15 protein-coding genes are annotated in these 17845 nt (G+C 64.2%); 8 read left to right on the forward strand and 7 right to left on the reverse strand.

What is annotated here, in order from left to right; genetic code table 11:
- Nucleotides 1-75: 75 nt before the first annotated feature.
- The 4 genes from truA (at nt 76) to dedD (ending at nt 3981) form a co-directional block, all read left to right on the forward strand.
- Entirely contained in the window at nt 76-885 is an 810-nt protein-coding gene (truA, locus tag PG898_RS13815) for a tRNA pseudouridine(38-40) synthase TruA (RefSeq protein ID WP_043132191.1), read from the forward strand.
- Nucleotides 886-1003: 118 nt separating this feature from the next.
- Entirely contained in the window at nt 1004-1867 is an 864-nt protein-coding gene (gene accD / locus PG898_RS13820) for an acetyl-CoA carboxylase, carboxyltransferase subunit beta (RefSeq protein WP_270824440.1), read from the forward strand.
- A 2-nt stretch (nt 1868-1869) separates the two neighbouring features.
- Nucleotides 1870-3129 carry a bifunctional tetrahydrofolate synthase/dihydrofolate synthase gene (gene folC / locus PG898_RS13825; RefSeq protein WP_270824439.1) on the forward strand — a complete coding sequence of 420 codons (1260 nt, stop codon included), beginning with the start codon at nt 1870-1872 and terminating at the stop codon, nt 3127-3129.
- A gap of 66 nt (nt 3130-3195) precedes the next feature.
- A complete protein-coding gene (gene dedD / locus PG898_RS13830) occupies nt 3196-3981 on the forward strand; it encodes a cell division protein DedD (RefSeq protein WP_270824438.1) in 786 nt (261 codons plus the stop codon).
- A 98-nt stretch (nt 3982-4079) separates the two neighbouring features.
- Here dedD and PG898_RS13835 read toward each other — a convergent pair whose 3' ends face one another.
- The 3 genes from PG898_RS13835 to PG898_RS13845 form a co-directional block, all read right to left on the reverse strand.
- Complete coding sequence (locus tag PG898_RS13835; RefSeq protein ID WP_043132186.1) at nt 4080-4436, reverse strand: TusE/DsrC/DsvC family sulfur relay protein; 357 nt, start codon at nt 4434-4436, stop codon at nt 4080-4082.
- 154 nt (nt 4437-4590) lie between these two features.
- The gene (gene yccS / locus PG898_RS13840; protein ID WP_270824436.1) at nt 4591-6726 is read right to left on the reverse strand and encodes a YccS family putative transporter; all 2136 of its coding nucleotides are present in this window, start codon (nt 6724-6726) and stop codon (nt 4591-4593) included.
- Between the two features lie 268 nt (nt 6727-6994).
- Nucleotides 6995-7651 (reverse strand): Bax inhibitor-1/YccA family protein, encoded by a 657-nt coding sequence (locus PG898_RS13845; protein ID WP_270824435.1) that lies wholly within the window; start codon nt 7649-7651, stop codon nt 6995-6997.
- Between the two features lie 347 nt (nt 7652-7998).
- On the opposite strand from PG898_RS13845, the gene PG898_RS13850 reads away from it, so the two are divergent.
- Nucleotides 7999-8310: a DUF6719 family protein gene (locus PG898_RS13850; RefSeq protein WP_270824434.1), complete on the forward strand. Its 312-nt coding sequence runs from the start codon at nt 7999-8001 to the stop codon at nt 8308-8310.
- Nucleotides 8311-8376: 66 nt separating this feature from the next.
- Here PG898_RS13850 and prpF read toward each other — a convergent pair whose 3' ends face one another.
- The 4 genes from prpF to prpB form a co-directional block, all read right to left on the reverse strand.
- Nucleotides 8377-9591: a 2-methylaconitate cis-trans isomerase PrpF gene (prpF, locus tag PG898_RS13855; RefSeq protein WP_270824433.1), complete on the reverse strand. Its 1215-nt coding sequence runs from the start codon at nt 9589-9591 to the stop codon at nt 8377-8379.
- Nucleotides 9592-9656: 65 nt separating this feature from the next.
- Nucleotides 9657-12281, reverse strand: a complete 2625-nt coding sequence (gene acnD, locus PG898_RS13860; protein ID WP_270824432.1) for a Fe/S-dependent 2-methylisocitrate dehydratase AcnD — start codon at nt 12279-12281, stop codon at nt 9657-9659.
- Nucleotides 12281-13438: a bifunctional 2-methylcitrate synthase/citrate synthase gene (prpC, locus tag PG898_RS13865; protein ID WP_042648406.1), complete on the reverse strand. Its 1158-nt coding sequence runs from the start codon at nt 13436-13438 to the stop codon at nt 12281-12283. The genes acnD and prpC overlap by 1 nt, the downstream gene beginning before the upstream one ends.
- A 64-nt stretch (nt 13439-13502) precedes the next feature.
- Nucleotides 13503-14402 carry a methylisocitrate lyase gene (gene prpB, locus PG898_RS13870; RefSeq protein ID WP_270824431.1) on the reverse strand — a complete coding sequence of 300 codons (900 nt, stop codon included), beginning with the start codon at nt 14400-14402 and terminating at the stop codon, nt 13503-13505.
- A 369-nt stretch (nt 14403-14771) separates the two neighbouring features.
- Between prpB and PG898_RS13875 the strand changes: the two genes are divergently transcribed.
- The 3 genes from PG898_RS13875 to PG898_RS13885 all read left to right on the forward strand — a co-directional run bounded on the left by PG898_RS13875 (nt 14772) and on the right by PG898_RS13885 (nt 17799).
- Nucleotides 14772-15752: a quinone oxidoreductase family protein gene (locus PG898_RS13875; protein WP_270824430.1), complete on the forward strand. Its 981-nt coding sequence runs from the start codon at nt 14772-14774 to the stop codon at nt 15750-15752.
- A 74-nt stretch (nt 15753-15826) separates the two neighbouring features.
- Nucleotides 15827-16675: a TauD/TfdA dioxygenase family protein gene (locus PG898_RS13880; protein WP_005329478.1), complete on the forward strand. Its 849-nt coding sequence runs from the start codon at nt 15827-15829 to the stop codon at nt 16673-16675.
- Nucleotides 16676-16749: 74 nt separating this feature from the next.
- The gene (locus tag PG898_RS13885) at nt 16750-17799 is read left to right on the forward strand and encodes a 3-keto-5-aminohexanoate cleavage protein (RefSeq protein WP_270824429.1); all 1050 of its coding nucleotides are present in this window, start codon (nt 16750-16752) and stop codon (nt 17797-17799) included.
- Nucleotides 17800-17845 lie beyond the last annotated feature (46 nt).

Below are 17845 nucleotides of genomic sequence, written 5' to 3' on the forward strand. Positions count from 1 at the left end.
CTGGGACTTTTGGGCCCAAGGGCGTATAATCCGGCCCGTTTCTTTCATCCTTTCCCCACAAGACAAGATTCATCCATGCGAATTGCCCTAGGTATTGAATACGACGGCAGCCGGTATTTCGGCTGGCAGCGTCAGCGCGAAGTGATCAGCGTGCAGGCCGAACTGGAAAAAGCCCTCAGCCGCATCGCCAATCACCCTGTTTCCATCCAGTGCGCCGGTCGTACCGATGCCGGGGTGCACGCCACCGGCCAGGTGATCCATTTCGATACCGAGGCGAACCGCGCCGAGGGCGCCTGGACCCTGGGGCTCAACTCCAACCTGCCGTCGGACATCGCCGTGCGCTGGGTCAAGGAGGTGGACGAGAGCTTCCACGCCCGCTTCAGCGCCACCGCCCGTCGCTATCGTTATGTCATCTACAACCATAACTTCCGCCCGGCCATCCTCGGCAGCGGCGTCAGCCACTATCACGAGACCATAGACGCCGACCTGATGCACCAGGCGGGCCAGAGCCTGCTCGGGGAGCATGACTTCAGTACCTTCCGCGCCATCGCCTGCCAGTCCAACACGCCCTGGCGCAACGTGACCCACCTGTGCGTCAGCCGTTCCGGCCCCTACATAGTGCTCGATATCAAGGCCAACGCCTTCCTGCACCACATGGTGCGCAACATCACCGGCTCCCTGCTGCTGGTGGGGCAGGGACTCAAACCCGTGGAGTGGATAGCCGAGGTGCTGGCGGCCAGGGATCGCAACCTGGCGGGGCCGACCGCCAAGGCGGGGGGGCTTTATCTGGTGGACGTGGACTACCCGGCAGAGTTTGCCCTGCCGCAGTTGCCGCTCGGCCCGCTGTGGCTGCCGGACTCGGCACCGGGTACGACCAGTTTTTAGTAACTGGGCCCGAAAATTTGTGGTTTAATGATCCGTCATTTATTGCCATCGAGCCGTAAGTCATTGAACAATCAAGGCCCGATGCGTTTTGTCAGGCACAAAAGCATTAAGGAATTCCATGAGCTGGCTTGAGAAGATCCTTCCCAAGAGCAAGATCACTACACCGCGTCGTCACAACATTCCGGAAGGGGTGTGGACCAAGTGTACCGCTTGCGAACAGGTGCTCTACCGGGCAGAACTGGAGCGCAATCTCGAAGTGTGCCCCAAGTGTGATCATCATATGCGGATCAGCGCCCGCGCCCGCCTCGAGAGCTTCCTCGACGAGCAGGGCCGCACCGAGATCGGTGCCGAGCTGGAGCCGCAGGACATCTTGAAATTCAAGGATTCCAAGCGCTACAAGGATCGTTTGTCTGCCGCTCAGAAAGAGACGGGAGAAAAAGATGCGCTGGTGGTGATGAAGGGGACCCTCAAGGGGGTGCCGGTCGTCGCCTGTTCATTCGAGTTCTCCTTCATCGGTGGCTCCATGTCCTCCGTGGTCGGTGCCCGCTTCGTGCGCGCCGTCGAGGAGTGCATCAAGGAAGGCCGCGGTCTGGTCTGCTTCTCCACCTCAGGTGGGGCGCGGATGCAGGAAGCGCTCTTCTCCCTGATGCAGATGGCCAAGACCAGTGCGGCGCTCGATCGCCTCACCAAGGCGGGCCTGCCCTTCATCTCAGTGCTGACCGACCCTACCATGGGGGGCGTCTCCGCCAGTCTGGCCATGCTGGGTGACATCAACGTGGGCGAGCCCAAGGCGCTGATCGGCTTCGCCGGTCCCCGCGTCATCGAGCAGACAGTGCGCGAGAAGCTGCCGGAAGGCTTCCAGCGCTCCGAGTTCCTGCTGGAGAAGGGCGCCATCGATCTCATCATCGACAGGCGCGAAATGCGTAACCGTCTGGCCGGCCTGCTGGCCAAGCTGATGAACACTCAGGTCATCGAAGACTGAACATGAGTTCGCACATGCAACAATCTCAAAGCCGGTCGCTGGTCGACTGGCTTTCTTATTTGGAACAGATCCACCCGGTCAATATCGACATGGGGCTGGAGCGGGTCGGCGCCGTTGCCCGGCGCATGGGTCTCACCCAGTTGCCGTTCAAGGTGATTACTGTGGCGGGCACCAACGGCAAGGGTTCCTCCTGCGCCATGGCCGCCAGCATACTGATGGCCGCCGGTTACAAGGTAGGGGTCTACTCCTCGCCGCACCTGCTGCGCTTTACCGAGCGGGTGCGTATCGACGGTGCCGAGCTCTGTGACAGCGAGCACTGCGCCGCCTTTGCCGAGGTGGAAGCCGCTCGCGGCGAGATTGCTCTCACCTTCTTCGAGTTTGCCACCCTGGCGGGCCTGTGGCTCTTCTGCCGCGCCGCGCCCGATGTGCTGCTGCTGGAAGTGGGGCTGGGCGGCCGGCTCGACGCCACCAATGTGGTGGAGTCCGATGTGGCCATGATCACCTCCATTGCGCTCGATCACTGCGACTGGCTCGGGGATACCCGGGAAGCGGTGGCGGTGGAAAAAGCGGGTGTCTACCGCCCAGGCAAACCCGCCATCAGCGGCGAGCCCAATCCCCCTGCGACCATCGCCTCAGAGGCGCAGCGCCTCGGTGCCTGCCTTCGTCAGGTCGGCCGCGACTTCCACGGCGATGAGCACTCTACCGGTTGGGATTACCACGGCCTGAATCACTGGCTGGGGCTGCCCAAACCGGCCCTGCCGCTGATGAACGCGGTGACAGTGCTGGCGGCGCTGGAGTCACTCGGCCTGCCATTGGCGGAGTCCGCCATCCGTGAAGGGCTGGCCAATGCCCGGCTGGCGGGGCGGATGCAGCGGCTGCAAAGCGAGCCGCTGGTCATCGTCGATGTGGCCCACAATCCCCATTCGGCGGCTTATCTGGCGAGCCAGCTGCGCCAGATCCCCGGCACAGGCAAGCGCCGCGCCGTGGTCGGCATGCTGAAAGACAAGGACATGGCGGGGTCGCTCGCCGAGCTCGATGGCCTCATCGACCAGTGGTTTCTGGCAAGTCTCACCGGTCCGCGCGCCGCCACTGCAGAGCAGCTTGCCGCCGCTCTCGGGGACGGGCAGGGCCCGGCGGCGACCTTTGACGGCGTGAGCGCGGCTTATGGTGCCGCCCTGGCCGCATCGAGTCCTGATGATATGGTCATCGTCTTTGGTTCGTTTTACACTGTCGCCGATGTGCTGGCCGGGCAGCCGGCCTGATGAATCCGGCCATCATCGTTGTCCATAAAAAGCAGCAGGTTCTAAGCAACATGGGTGGAAATTAACTTGGCTTCGAAGTTTCAAAATAGATTGGTGGGGACCGTCATCCTGGTCGCCCTGGTTGTCATCTTTCTGCCGGACCTGATGGACGGCAACAAGCTGGAGCAGAAGGAGGAGGCGTTTGCCAAGATCCCGCTGCGCCCTGAGCTCGAGCCCGCCAAGCCCGCCTTGCAGGTCTCTGCCGCCAGTACCCTGCCGGCCGATCATCTGGCGAGCCAGCAGCAGGCCTCTGCCGCCACCCAATGGCAGGTGGAAGAGATCGGGGATACGGTGACTCTGGCTGCCAATCAGGCCTCTGCTGCTGCCCAGGCACAGCCAGCGACCCAGACTGCGGCCAAGCCTGAGCCCAAACCCGTGCCCAAGCCCGAGGTAGTGGCCAAGAAACCGGTGGAGCAACCCAAGCCCAAGCCGGTGCCGCCCAAGCCTGTCGAGGTGAAGAAGCCGGTGGAGAGCAAGCCGCAGGCGGGCCAGATCAAGTCCATGGACGATCTCATCGCGAGCAAGATGATGACCCAGGCGGCCACGCCGGCACCCGCAGCGGCAGCCCCTGCTCAGGGCAGCTGGATCCTGCAGCTCGGCGCCTTCAAGAATGCTGACAGCGTCAATGCCCTGGTGGGCAAGCTGAGGGCGGCCGGCTACTCGGCCCAGACCTCGCCGAGAACGCCGGTGCAGGGGCAGATCAACCGGGTCTTTATCGGGCCGGATGTCTCCAAGGCCAAGCTGCAGGGCATGCAGAGCAGGATAAGCCAGATGACAGGGCTGAGCGGCTCCGTGGTGGCCTACAACCCCTGATGCAGGTTTGACGAACGCCGAACACAAAAATACCGCGCCTCGCGCGGTATTTTTTTTGAACCTGTTGATGGTCTCTCAGGGAGAAGCCAGTCTGGTTTTTAGATGCACTTCACCGGCTTGGGCAGGCCGGCAATCTTGGTGGCCTGCTTGGCGGGTCCCTCGGGGAACAGCTTGTAGAGGTAGCGGCTGTTGCCCTTCTCCGGGCCGTACTGTTTCTCCATCGCCTTGACCAGGGCACGGATGGCGGGGGAGGTGTTGAACTCCAGATAAAAGGCCCGCACGAAGCGCACCACTTCCCAGTGCGGCTCCTCCAGCACTATGCCCTCCTGCTCGGCCAGCACCAGTGCCAGCGCCTCGCTCCACTCTTCGCTGTGGCGCAGATAGCCCTTGGCATCGGTCTCGATGAGTTGGCCGTTGAAATGCAGCTGATGGTGTTCGGACGGGTGCTCGGACATGGGGGCTCCTCGGGCTGTCGGGATTGGACGGGCATGGTAGCGCCTTGATCTTCGGCGAGCAACCGGCGAAGGCGCGCCAGGGGGCATAATTCACCGGGCAGGGCCGTCGCCCCGCCCGGTGTGCGTTCTCTGGACTGGTGCCTTTCTTCGCCTGTCAGACGTTGCCTTGCCGGGTGAGCAGCTGGCCGTCGTTGGCCAGCATCAGCAGTTCATCCGCCAGCTGGCTGATGAGGGTGAGCTGCTGCGTCAGCATCAGCTGCTCCTCGCTGCTGTCCGGGGTGATGGCCGGGCATGCCCCCTCGAGCCGGGCCGGCATCTCACCCGCCAGATGGCCGGCGGCCCGCTCCAGGGTATGGCTGATGTGGCGGCTGATCTCGTCAAGGCCCTCTATGGGTTCCAGCCTGTCCCGATGGGCCCCGAGCGCCGAGATGTAGGAGAGCAGGGCGTGGTTGCGCCAGGTGAGGGTGAAGCAGAGATCGAGGAATCGGCGGCGCTTGCTCGGCTCCACCAGCATGCTCTGCCAGGCCATTGCCAGCTCGCTGTCGGCCAGGTGGGCACACTTGCGGGCCACCCGGTAGTCGAGGGACTCGTCCCGCTGGCGGTGCAGGCTGGCGAGTACCGCCGACAGATAGCGCGCGTTGGCGGAGAGGGAGTTGGCAATCAGGGTCGGCAGCCGCTTGTATTGCCAGTCCGGCCAGAGCCAGGCCACCAGAGCGTAGGAGAGCAGGCAGCCGAGCAGGGTATCGAGCAGGCGCGGCCCCAGGATGGCGAAGCCGATGCCGTCCAGCAGGTTGAACGCCATCAGCACGTAGAGGGTGATGAAGCAGACGGCGGCGCTGTAGTTGCTGCGCACCTGGGTGAAGAACAGGAAGGCGGCCAGCCCCATGATCCCCAGTTGCAGGTGCAGCTCGGGGAAGAGCCACAGCACGGGCACGCCTATCAAGATGCCGGCGAAGGTGCCGAGCATCCGCTGCACCAGACGGCGTCGGGTGGCGCTGTAGCTCGGCTGGCAGACGAACAGCACCGTCAGCAGTATCCAGTAGCCCTTGTCCAGGCTAAAGGCCTGCAGTATGCCGTAACCCACCACCAGCCCCAGCGACAGTCGCAGGGCGTGGCGAAACACCATGGAGTCTGGGGTCAGGTGCTGCTTGAGCAGGGTGAGCAGCGGCAAGGAGGCTGGCCTTGCCAGCGGCGGCAGGCTGGCAGGAGGGGCAGCGGGGTTTTGCAGCTCCTCGGCGCTGGCCAGCAGCTCGTTGATGCTGGCCAGGTTGCGGCGCAGGAACTTCATCGGCGTCAGCAGTGTCTTGGGATAGTGCTGCTTGAGATGGGTGAACTCCAGCTGATCGCCGAGGGCCTCCAGGGTCCAGTGGATGCGCTTGTGATGGGCATAGGGCTTGTGCACCAGGATGGCGTAACCGAGTCGCTGGCACGCCTCCGAGAGCTGCAGGAACACCTCCTGGAAGCCGTCGAGGACGATGCCCTGCTTGAGCTCCGCTTCCAGCTTGCTGTAGGGGTAGTGGCTGGAGGTGGCCCGCTCCTGGATCTCCAGCGCCAGCAGGTAGAGCCGCAGCAGGCCGGCGAGCTCGGGCGCCGCCTGATGGCGGGTACTGAGGCGGGCATTGAGCGCCGTCTTGGTCAGGTTCAGGGCATTGACCAGGTTGATGTTGAGCTGGGCCAGGTTGTGGCGAATGGCCTGGGCGCCGTGCTCGTCCGCTGGGAAGAAGCGGGACTTTTCCAGCAGGTAGCGGCCGAGGGCGAAATAGCTCTGGGCGAGCTGCTCGTGCAGCGTCTTGTAGGGCAACAGCCAGAGCCAGACCAGCGACACCAGACCGTACCAGAGGGCGCCAGCACCGAGCGCCAGCGGCTGGTAGAAGAGATCCGGCGCCTTGGCGGCCCCCAGCATGGTGTAGATGGCGATGAGCAGGGAGCCGAAGCTGATGGTGGCGTAACGTTGCCCGAGCGCCCCCACCATCACGAAGATGAAGGTGGAGCCCGCGAGCCCGATGGCAAACAGCCAGGGGGTGGGGAAGAGGTACTGCACGCACAGGGAGGCAAACAGGAAGCAGACCAGCGTCATGGCGAGATTCTTGACCCGGCCCCACAGGCTGTCGTCGGTCTCGGCGATGGCGCCCGCCACGACCCCGAGGGAGAGCAGCACGGTGAGCTGGATGTCGCCGGTGGCCAGGGCGAAGGCGAGCAGCCCCAGGATGGCCAGCAGCACCTTGAGGGCGAAGTAGATATGGCTGTCAGACAGCAGGCGGCGCAGCAGGCCCGCGAGATCAATGGGCATGGGGAACACTGTCCTTGTGTGCAGGGGCATCGGCAGCGTGAGCAATCAGTAAGCGGTGCCGCAGATCGGCAGAAACCATGGGCATGGGATAGATGCAACCCTTGAGCGAATCGAAAGCGAGAGAATAGCCGGTTGGCTACGAAAGAGCCCTGATCCAAATCAGGGCCGGGTTCTTCATACCGTTTTTGTACTGACGCCTTCACCCTAGCAGGGGAGGCGGACAATAAAAACCCCGCCGTAGCGGGGTTTTGTTCATCAGAAACAGCGCTTAGTTGCGGTTGCCGCCAAGCAGGCTCAGCAGACTCAGGAAGATGTTGTAGATGGAGACATACAGGGTCACGGTGGCGGAGATGTAGTTGGTCTCGCCGCCGCGCACTATCTGCTGGGTGGTCAGCAGGATGGCGCCGGAGGAGAACAGCATGAACATGGCGGACAGGGCCAGGCTCAGGGCGCTCATCTGCAGGAAGATGTTGGCGACCATGGCCACCAGCAGCACCCAGAAACCGACGAACAGCATGCCGCCGATGAAGGAGAGGTCACGCTTGGTGGTCAGGGCATAGGCCGACAGACCGAAGAAGGTGAGCGCGGTGCCGCCAAGGGCCGTCATCACTATCTCGCCGCCGCCATTGTTCATGTATATGTTGATGATGGGGCCCAGGCTGTAGCCCATCAGGCCGGTCAGGGCGAAGGTGAACACCAGCCCCATGCCGTTGTCACGGTTCTTCTCGGTCAGGAACATCAGACCGTAGACACCGACGAGGAAGATGGCCCAGTGCAGGGGCGGCATGTTCATGACGGTGGCGACCCCGGCAACCACGGCAGAGAAGCCAAGAGTGAGGGAGAGCAGCATATAGGTATTGCGCAGCACCTTGTTGGTGTCGCGCACGGCACTCTGGGTGCCAGTGTAGATAGAACGGGTATCCATCTTGATGTCCTCTTGATTTCCGGGGTGAGGCGGCAGATTCCGCTTCGTTAACGCATTGTATGCACTGAATGTATGGATGACGAGCGCTGATTTCAAGCGCCCCCCAACAGTGTCGGCTCCTACTATTCCAGAGCAAAGATGTATTGCGCATGAACAAGGGGGCGAAGGTGCTCCGTCAGCCAGGCCTGGGCCCTGTGATTGTGCCGGTCCTTGCTGTGTCTGGAATCGTCACAGCGCCGCCCTGGATGGCTGTCGGCCCGTGGGGATGGCTGGCACACTGCCGGTGTCAGGGGCGCATGGGTGCAGGCGTGCCGATGCATGTAACAGATCATGACAGGGAGTGGCAGATGGTTGTCATATGGAAGAGAGTGGTGTTGTCAGGGGCGCTGTTGCTGGTGGGTCTGGTGTCGGGTTGCAGTGTCCTTGCCCCGACCCCCATCACCTATCTGAGCCAGGATCCTGCACCGGGCATCCTCCCTTATGGGAAGGTTGCCTATGTGGACGACGGCAAATGCCCGGCTGACCAGGTGAAGAGGTTGATCGGTGGCGATGCGAAGAAGAGTATCCCGCGCCTTGTGGAGTGCGTGGCGCGTCCGCAACCACAGGCGGATGAGTGGTGGAGCAGCCCCGCCAGCGGCCAGGGTGAGATAAGTCCTTGAGGTGAACATCATCACAAAGAGGCCCAGGCAATCGCTTGGGCCTCTTTCATGCCGGTGGCGAAAGGGCTAGAAGGCATCCCCCGGCACCCGCACCCAGCCTTCCATCAGGATGCGGGCGGAGCGCGACATCACCGCCTTGGTGACCGTCCACTGTCCCTCTATCTGCCGCGCCTCTGCACCCACCCGCAAGGTGCCTGAGGGATGGCCGAAGCGCACCGCCTCGCGCTCGCCGCCACCTGCCGCCAGGTTGACGAGGGTGCCGGGAATGGCCGCCGCGGTGCCGATGGCCACGGCGCAGGTGCCCATCATGGCGTGATGCAGCTTGCCCATGGAGAGCGCCCGCACCAGCAGATCGATCTCACCGTCCTTCACCTCCTTGCCGCTGGCTGTGCGGTAATCCTTCGCCGGCGCGACGAAGGCAATTTTCGGCGTGTGCTGGCGGGTCGCTGCCTCTTCTGCAGTCTTGATTAGCCCCATGCGCAGGGCCCCGGCGATGCGGATCTGCTCGAAGCGGGCCAGTGCCTCGGGATCGGTGTTGATGGCCTCGCGCAGCTCCGTGCCTTCATAGCCAATATCTTCGGCGTTGACGAACACAGTCGGGATACCTGCGCTGATCAGGGTGGCTTTCAAGGTGCCGCTCTTTACAACAGAATCCGGCACCTCCAGCTCATCCACCAGGTTGCCGGTGGGGAAGAGGGCGCCGCCGTCCTCACCCTCGTCGGAGGGGTCAAGAAACTCCAGCACAATTTCGGCGGCGGGGAAGGTGACCCCGTCCAGCTCGAAGTCGCCTGTCTCCTGAACCTGACGGTTCGTCACCGGCACGTGGGCAACGATGGTCTTGCCAATGTTGGCCTGCCAGATCCGCACCACGCAGGTGCCGTTGTCCGGGATGCGGGAGGGGTCCACCAGCCCGGCGTGGATGGCGAAGGCGCCGGCGGCGGTGGAGAGGTTGCCGCAGTTGCCGCTCCAGTCTATGAGCGCCTTGTCGATGGCGACCTGGCCATAGAGGTAGTCCACGTCGTGATCCGGTTGGCTGCTCTTGGCGAGGATCACGCACTTGCTGGTGGAGGAGGTGGCGCCCCCCATGCCGTCCATGTGGGCCGAATAGGGGTCGGGGCTGCCGATCACCCGCAAGAAGAGCGCATCGCGGGCCGGGCCGGGCACCTGGCAGCGCTCGGGCAGGTCAGATAGGCGGAAGAAGACGCCCTTGCTGGTGCCGCCGCGAATATAGGTGGCCGGGATTCTGACTTGAGGTGCGTGAGTCGAAGAGAGTGGAGCCATAGAAATTGTCCTGATCGTGCTTGTTCGGGATAGAAGACGGCAGCCAGGGGGCTGCCGTCTTGACGTTAGGCCTGGCTTGCTGCCTGGTGCGCCGTCGACGCCAGGAAGTCCTGGGCGAAGCGTTGCAGCACGCCGCCCGCCTCGTAGACCGAGACCTCCTCGGCGGTGTCGAGACGGCAGATCATGGGCACCTCGACCACCTCGCCGCTGCGGCGACGGACAACGAGGGTGAGATCGGCGCGCGGCTGGCGCTCCCCCACCACATCGTAGGTCTCGGTGCCGTCCAGCCCCAGGGTGAGGCGGCTGGTGCCCGGCTTGAACTCGAGCGGCAGCACCCCCATGCCGATGAGGTTGGTGCGGTGAATGCGCTCGAAGCCTTCCGCCGCGATGGCCTCCACTCCGGCGAGCCGCACCCCCTTGGCCGCCCAGTCACGGGACGAGCCCTGACCGTAGTCGGCGCCGGCGACGATGATCAGCGGCTGCTTGCGCGACATGTAGGTTTCGATGGCTTCCCACATCCGCATCACCCGACCTTCCGGCTCGACGCGGGCGAGGGATCCCTTCTTCACCGCGCCGTTCACCACCGCCATCTCGTTGACCAGCTGGGGGTTGGCGAAGGTGGCGCGCTGGGCGGTCAGGTGATCGCCGCGGTGGGTGGCGTAGGAGTTGAAGTCCTCCTCCGGCAGGCCCATTTTCGCCAGGTACTCACCCGCCGCGCTGCTGCGCAGTATGGCATTGGAGGGGGAGAGGTGGTCTGTGGTGATGTTGTCCGGCAGCAGCGCCAGCGGCCGCATCCCCTTGAGGGTGCGCTCACCCGCCAAGGCGCCCTCCCAATAGGGCGGGCGGCGGATATAGGTGCTCATGGGGCGCCAGTCGTACAGGGGCGCCACCTTGGGGCCGCTCTCTTCCTCGAGGGTGAACATGGGAATGTAGACCTGACGGAACTGGGCCGGCTTCACCGAGGCCTTGACCACGGCGTCGATCTCTTCGTCCGACGGCCAGATGTCTTTGAGGCGAACGTCCTTGCCGTCCACCACCCCGAGCACGTCCTTCTCGATGTCGAAGCGGATGGTGCCGGCGATGGCGTAGGCCACCACCAGGGGCGGGGAGGCGAGGAAAGCCTGCTTGGCATAGGGGTGGATGCGGCCGTCGAAGTTGCGGTTGCCCGACAGCACGGCGGTGGCGTACAGGTCGCGATCGATGATCTCCTGCTGGATGGCAGGATCCAGGGCACCAGACATGCCGTTGCAGGTGGTGCAGGCGAAGGCCACCACGCCGAAGCCGAGGTGCTCCAGCTCGTCGTCCAGCCCCGCCTCTTTAAGATACAAGGCGACTGTCTTGGAACCGGGCGCCAGGGAGGATTTGACCCAGGGCTTGCGGCTGAGACCGAGCCTGTTGGCGTTGCGCGCCAAGAGGCCGGCGGCAATCACGTTGCGCGGGTTGCTGGTGTTGGTGCAACTGGTGATGGCGGCGATGATCACGGCGCCATCCGGCAGCAGGCCGTCGGCCTCCTGGGCGCGAGCCTTGTCCAGATCCACCGCGATGCCGCGCGTGGCCAGCTCGGCCACAGGCAGGCGGCGATGGGGGTTGGAGGGGCCGGCCAGGGTACGTACCACGGTCGACAAGTCGAAGTGCAGCACGCGCTCGTACTGGGCGTCCACCAGGGCATCGGCCCAGAGGCCCGCCTCCTTGGCGTAGGTCTCCACCAGCTTCACCTGCTCGTCGTCACGGCCGGTGAGTCTGAGGTAGTCGATGGTCTGGCCGTCGATGAAGAACATGGCCGCGGTGGCGCCATATTCCGGCGCCATGTTGGAGATGGTGGCCCGATCGCCGAGGGTCAGGGCGGCGGCGCCCTCGCCACGGAACTCCAGATAGGCGCCGACCACCTTCTGCTGGCGCAGGAACTCGGTGAGCGACAGCACCAGATCCGTGGCGGTGATGCCGGGTTGCGGCTTGCCGGTCAGCTCCACACCGACGCTCTCCGGCAGCCGCATCCAGGAGGCGCGGCCCAGCATCACGTTCTCGGCCTCTAACCCACCGACCCCGACGGCTATGACGCCGAGGGCATCCACGTGGGGGGTGTGGCTGTCGGTGCCGACGCAGGTATCCGGATAGGCCAGGCCGCGATCGGCGTGGATGACAGGGGACATCTTCTCCAGGTTGATCTGGTGCATGATGCCGTTGCCCGGCGGGATCACCTCGATGTTCTTGAACGCCTGCTTGGTCCAGTTGATGAAGTGGAAGCGATCCTCGTTGCGGCGATCCTCGATGGCGCGGTTCTTCTCGAACGCCTGCGGATCGAAGCCGCCGCATTCGACGGCCAGCGAATGGTCGACGATGAGCTGCACCGGCACCACGGGATTGACCTGGGCGGGATCCCCCCCCTGATCGGCGATGGCGTCACGCAGCCCGGCCAAGTCCACCAGGGCGGTCTGGCCCAGGATGTCGTGGCACACCACGCGCGCCGGGAACCAGGGGAAGTCGCGCTCGCGCTTGCCATGGACTATCTGGCCGAGGCACTCGCCGAGGATGGCCGGATCGCACCGACGCACCAGGTTCTCGGCATGGACGCGGGCGGTGTAGGAGAGCCTGTCCCAGGCGCCGGGGGTGATGGCGTTCACCGCCTCCCTGGCATCGAAGTAGTCAAGCACCGTGCCTGGCAGGGGCTTGCGGTATTGAGTGTTGATCATCACTTGCGCTCCTTGAGCGGCACGAACACCAGGTCTTCCGGGCCGACGTAGTTGGCGCTCGGGCGGATGATCTTGCCGTCGATGCGCTGCTCGATGACGTGAGCGGACCAGCCGGAGGTGCGGGCGATGACGAACAGCGGGGTGAACATGGCGGTGGGCACCCCCATCATGTGGTAGCTGACGGCGCTGAACCAGTCGAGGTTCGGGAACATCTTCTTGGCCTCCCACATGGTGGACTCCAGCCGCTCGGCAATGTCGAACATCTTGGTGTTGTGCTGCTCCAGGCTGAGCGCGCGGGCCACTTCCTTGATCACCTTGTTGCGGGGATCGGAGACGGTGTAGACCGGGTGGCCGAAACCGATGACCACCTCTTTCTTCTCGATGCGGGCACGGATGTCTGCCTCGGCCTCGTCCGGATTCTCGTAGCGTTTCTGGATCTCGAAGGCCACCTCGTTGGCGCCACCGTGCTTGGGCCCGCGCAGGGCACCGATGGCGCCGGTGATGCAGGAGAACATGTCGGAGCCGGTGCCGGCGATGACGCGGCCGGTGAAGGTGGAGGCGTTGAACTCGTGCTCGGCATAGAGGATGAGGGAGGTGTGCATGGCGCGCACCCAGGAGTCACGGGGCTTCTCCCCGTGCAGCAGGTGCAGGAAGTGGCCGCCGATGGAGTCGTCGTCGGTCTCCACATGGATGCGCTTGCCGTTGTGGCTGAAGTGGTACCAGTAGAGCAGCACGGACCCCAGGCAGGCCATCAGCTTGTCGGCGATGTCCCGGGCACCCGGGTGGTTGTGATCGTCCTTCTCCGGCGAGAGGCAGCCCAGCACCGAGACGGCGGTGCGCATCACGTCCATGGGGTGGGCGGAGGGGGGCAGCTGCTCCAGGGCGGTCCTGACCCCGGTGGGCAGGCCACGCAGAGCCTTGAGCTTGGCCTTGTAGGCGGCCAGCTCGGCCACATTGGGCAGATGGCCGTGCACCAGCAGGTGGGCGATCTCTTCAAATTCGCAGCTGGTGGCCACATCCAGGATGTCATAGCCACGGTAGTGCAGGTCGTTGCCGGAGAGGCCCACGGTACACAGGGCGGTATTGCCGGCGGCGGTGCCGGAGAGGGCGACGGATTTCTTCGGTTTGAAGCCGGTGGTTTCGGGAATGGCGCTCATCACATGTTTCCTCATTCAGTCCGTTGAAGCGCCGGCCGCCAGCATGAGACGGCCGGTCGCCGTGTTATTCCTTGGTAGACAGGTCCTGGGTAAACAGCCTGTCCAGGGTCTGCTCGTAGTGGTGGTAGCCGAGGAAGTCGTAGAGAGACTCCCGGGTCTGCATGGTGTCGACCACGGCGCGCTGGTGGCCATCGCGGCGCAGCTGCTGATAGACGTTGAGGGCGGCCTGGTTGGCGGCGCGGGTGGCGCTAAGTGGGTAGAGCACCATGTCGACGCCGTGGGCGGCGAGCGCCTCCTTGTCAAACAGCTCGGTCTTGCCGAACTCGGTCATGTTGGCGAGGATCGGTACCCCGGCTGCCTGCTTGAAGCGGTCGTACTGTTCCAGTTCGGTGACCGCCTCGGCGAAGATCATGTCGGCGCCTGCTTCCACATAGGCGGCGGCGCGCTCCAGCGCCGAGCCCAGCCCTTCCACCGCCAGGGCGTCGGTGCGGGCCATGATGACGAAGTGCTCGTCCCGGCGGGCATCCACCGCCGCCTTGATCCTGTCCACCATCTCGGCGATGGAGACCACCGCCTTGTTCGGCCTGTGGCCACAGCGTTTCTGGGCCACCTGATCCTCCATGTGGACGGCGGCCACCCCACCGCGCTCGAAGGCGCGGACGGTACGGGCGATGTTGAAGGCGCCGCCCCAGCCGGTATCGATGTCCACCAGCAGGGGGATCTCGGTGGCGGCGGTGATGCGCTCGGCATCGATGAGCACGTCGTTCATGGAGGTCATGCCCAGATCCGGTAGGCCATAAGAGGCGTTGGCCACCCCGGCGCCGGAGAGGTAGAGGGCCTTGAAGCCGCTGCGTTCGGCCATCAGCGCCATATAGGCGTTGATGGTGCCAACGATCTGCAGGGGTTTCTCATTGGCCAGCGCGGTGCGAAAACGCGTCCCGGCCGAGGGGGACAAGTTAGACATAGTGACTCCTTTCATGCTGCTCATGTTTCGCTGTGAATAGAACCATCTCACACTACGTTGACGTTAACGTCAATTATGCTTAGGTCCAAGGCCCGTCAATCTGCGGGTACAGGCGACCCCTTTTTTGATAACTACTTGCCATTCAATTGGATAGCTCTTGATGCCCCAGGTGCGCCGGGTCAATGGCATGACGCCGCCATGGGGAGCAGGGCCGATTCTGTCGTCTTCCACGAGGGGGGGCAACGAATTCGAAGGGGGGTGTCATGAGATGAAAAGTGGCTGTCGCCCGATGCAAAGCGGACGTTTACGTAAACCCCTAGATTCACTCTGGACGATGTTTTCACCCATGAATGAATCTGGAGAACAGCTATGGCCAACGCCATTCGCTTTTATGAAACCGGGGGGCCCGAGGTCCTGCGTTATGAAGAGGTCAGTGTTGGCGAGCCCGGGCCGGGCCAGGTGCGCCTGCGCCACGCGGCGGTCGGTCTGAACTATGCCGACACCTATTTTCGCAACGGCACCTATCCCATCCCCATGCCAAACGGCCTCGGCGTCGAGGCGGCCGGTGTCGTGGAAGCGCTGGGCGAGGGGGTGACCAACGTCGCCGTCGGGGATCGCGTCACTTACACCGGCTTCATCAATACCCTTGGCGCCTATGCCACCCAGCGCCTGATCCCGGCCGCCCCGCTCATCAAGTTGCCGGATAACATAGCGTTCGAGACCGCTGCCGCCATGACCATGCGCGGTCTCACCTCCGCCTACCTGATGCGCCGCATCCATGCCTTCAAGCCCGGTGACAGCATCTTGCTGCACGCTGCTGCAGGGGGCGTTGGCCTCATCGTCGCCCAGTGGGCCAAGCTGCTGGGGCTGACGGTGATAGGCACCGTGTCGAGCGACGCCAAGGCCGAGTTGGCCCGTGCCCACGGCTGCGACTTCACCATCGACTACAGCCATGAAGACGTGGCCACCCGGGTGCGTGCCCTGACTGGTGGCGCCGGGGTCGACGTGGTGTTTGACAGCGTCGGCAAGAGCACCTTCATCGGGTCGCTCGATTCCCTCAAGCGCCGCGGCCTGATGGTCTGCGTCGGCACCGCCTCCGGCCCCATCGACGGCTTCAACCCCCAGTTGCTGGCCATGAAGGGCTCCCTCTACCTGACCCGTCCTGCGCTGGCCGACTACATCGCCGACCCGGCCGAGAAGGAGGCGCTGGCCGGCGAGCTGTTCGATCACGTGGCCAGCGGCCGGATCAAGATCGAAATCAACCAGAAGTACGAGCTGCAGGACGCAGCGCAGGCCCACCGGGATCTGGAGTCGCGCCAGACCACGGGCTCTTCCGTCTTCATCATCTAGGCCACGGATCTCAGGCCAGTCCGCACTCAAGGGCGGCGCCTGACAGCATCGACTTGTCATTCAGGGAGAGAGACATGCGTGTAGAACAACTGACCTGCCATATCGGCGCCGAACTGAGCGGCGTGCGCCTGGCGGACGCCGTTCATGATGAAGGGCTGTTCGCCGAGCTCCGCACCCTCCTGCTCAGGCACAGAGTGCTGTTTTTGCGTCAGCAGGAGATCAGCCGGGCCGATCACGTGGCCTTCGCCCGCCGCTTCGGCGAGCTGGAGGATCACCCGGTGGCGGGCAGCGATCCGGACAACCCCGGCCTGGTGCGTATCTACAAGTCGCCGGATGTGCCGAGTGATCGCTACGAGAACGCCTGGCACACCGATGCCACCTGGCGTGCCCAACCCCCCATGGGATGCGTGCTGCGCTGCGTGGAGTGCCCACCCGTGGGGGGCGACACCCTCTGGGCCAACATGGTGGTGGCCTACGAGCAGTTGCCTGACGAGATCAAGCAGAAGATCGCCGGTCTGCGCGCCCGTCACAGCATAGAGGCGAGCTTCGGGGCGGCCATGCCCACCCCGAAGCGGCTCGCCTTGAAGGCGCAGTTTCCGGATGCGGAGCACCCCGTGGTGCGCACCCACCCGGAGACGGACGAGAAGATCCTGTTCGTCAACGCCTTCGCGACCCATTTCACCAACTACCACACACCGGCCCACGTGCGGGTCGGCCAGGACTACAGCATGGGAGGCAGCGATCTGCTGCGTTACCTCATCAGTCAGGCCTATATCCCGGAATATCAGGTGCGCTGGCGCTGGCAGCCGGGCAGCGTGGCCATCTGGGACAACCGCAGCACCCAGCATTATGCCGCCATGGACTACCCCCCCAGCCATCGCAAGATGGAGCGGGCCGGGATCATGGGTGACACCCCCTTCTGATAGACAGGTTCTGATCAACGATGCCCGGGCGAGTGGATCGTCCGGGCACAGCTTCACCTCAAGGAGAGAAACAGATGCAATTTTTTGACGATTCCCTGCACCCGGAAAACATGGAGAAGGTGGTCATCACCGTGGCCCCCTATGGCCCTGAGTGGGCGCCGGGCGACTTCCCGGAAGACATCCCGGTGACCATGGAGGAGCAAGTCCAGAAGGCGGTGGAGTGCTACGAGGCCGGTGCCACCGTGCTGCACCTGCACGTGCGCGAGCTGGACGGCACCGGCTCCAAGCGCCTGTCCAAGTTCAACGAGCTGATCGCCGGGGTACGCAAGGCGGTGCCGGACATGATCATCCAGGTCGGCGGCTCCATCTCCTTCGCCCCGGAAGGCGAGGGGGAGGCGGCCAAGTGGCTCTCCGATGACACCCGCCACATGCTGGCGGAGCTGACCCCGAAACCGGATCAGGTCACGGTGGCCATCAACACCACCCAGATGAACATCATGGAGCTGCTCTATCCGGAGTACCTGGCAGGCACGTCGCTGGCAAACCCGGCCTACCAGGCCGCCTACAGCGAGATGACGGTGCCGGCCGGCCCGGCCTGGGTGGCGGAGCACCTCAAGCGCCTGATGGCCAGCGGCATCCAGCCCCACTTCCAGCTGACCGGCATGCACGCCCTCGAGACCCTGGAGCGCCTGGTGCGCAAGGGGGTTTACATGGGCCCCCTCAACCTCACCTGGATCGGCATCGGTGGCGGCTTCGACGGCCCCAACCCGTTCAACTTCATGAACTTCGTCCACCGTGCGCCGGACGGTGCCTGCATTACCGCCGAATCGCTGCTCAAAAACGTGTTGCCGTTCAACATGATGGCCATGGCCATGGGGCTGCACCCGCGCTGCGGCATCGAGGACACCATCATAGGCCAGCACGGCCAGCGCATGAGCTCGGTGGAGCAGATCCGCCAGTGCGTGCGCGTCGCCCACGAGCTGGGGCGCGAGGTGGCCAATGGCAAGGAGGCCCGCGCCATCTACCGCATCGGCGTGCAGTACGACAGCATCGAGGAGACCCTGCTGGCCAATGGCATGGCGCCGAACCGCGTCCCTGGCCAGCTCGGTGTGCCGCAGCGCTGAGCCAGATGGGTCGCGGTATGAAAAACCAGCACCGCGACCCGTCAAC

Source organism: Aeromonas sp. QDB31 (genome assembly GCF_027707605.1).
GTDB lineage: Bacteria > Pseudomonadota > Gammaproteobacteria > Enterobacterales > Aeromonadaceae > Aeromonas > Aeromonas media.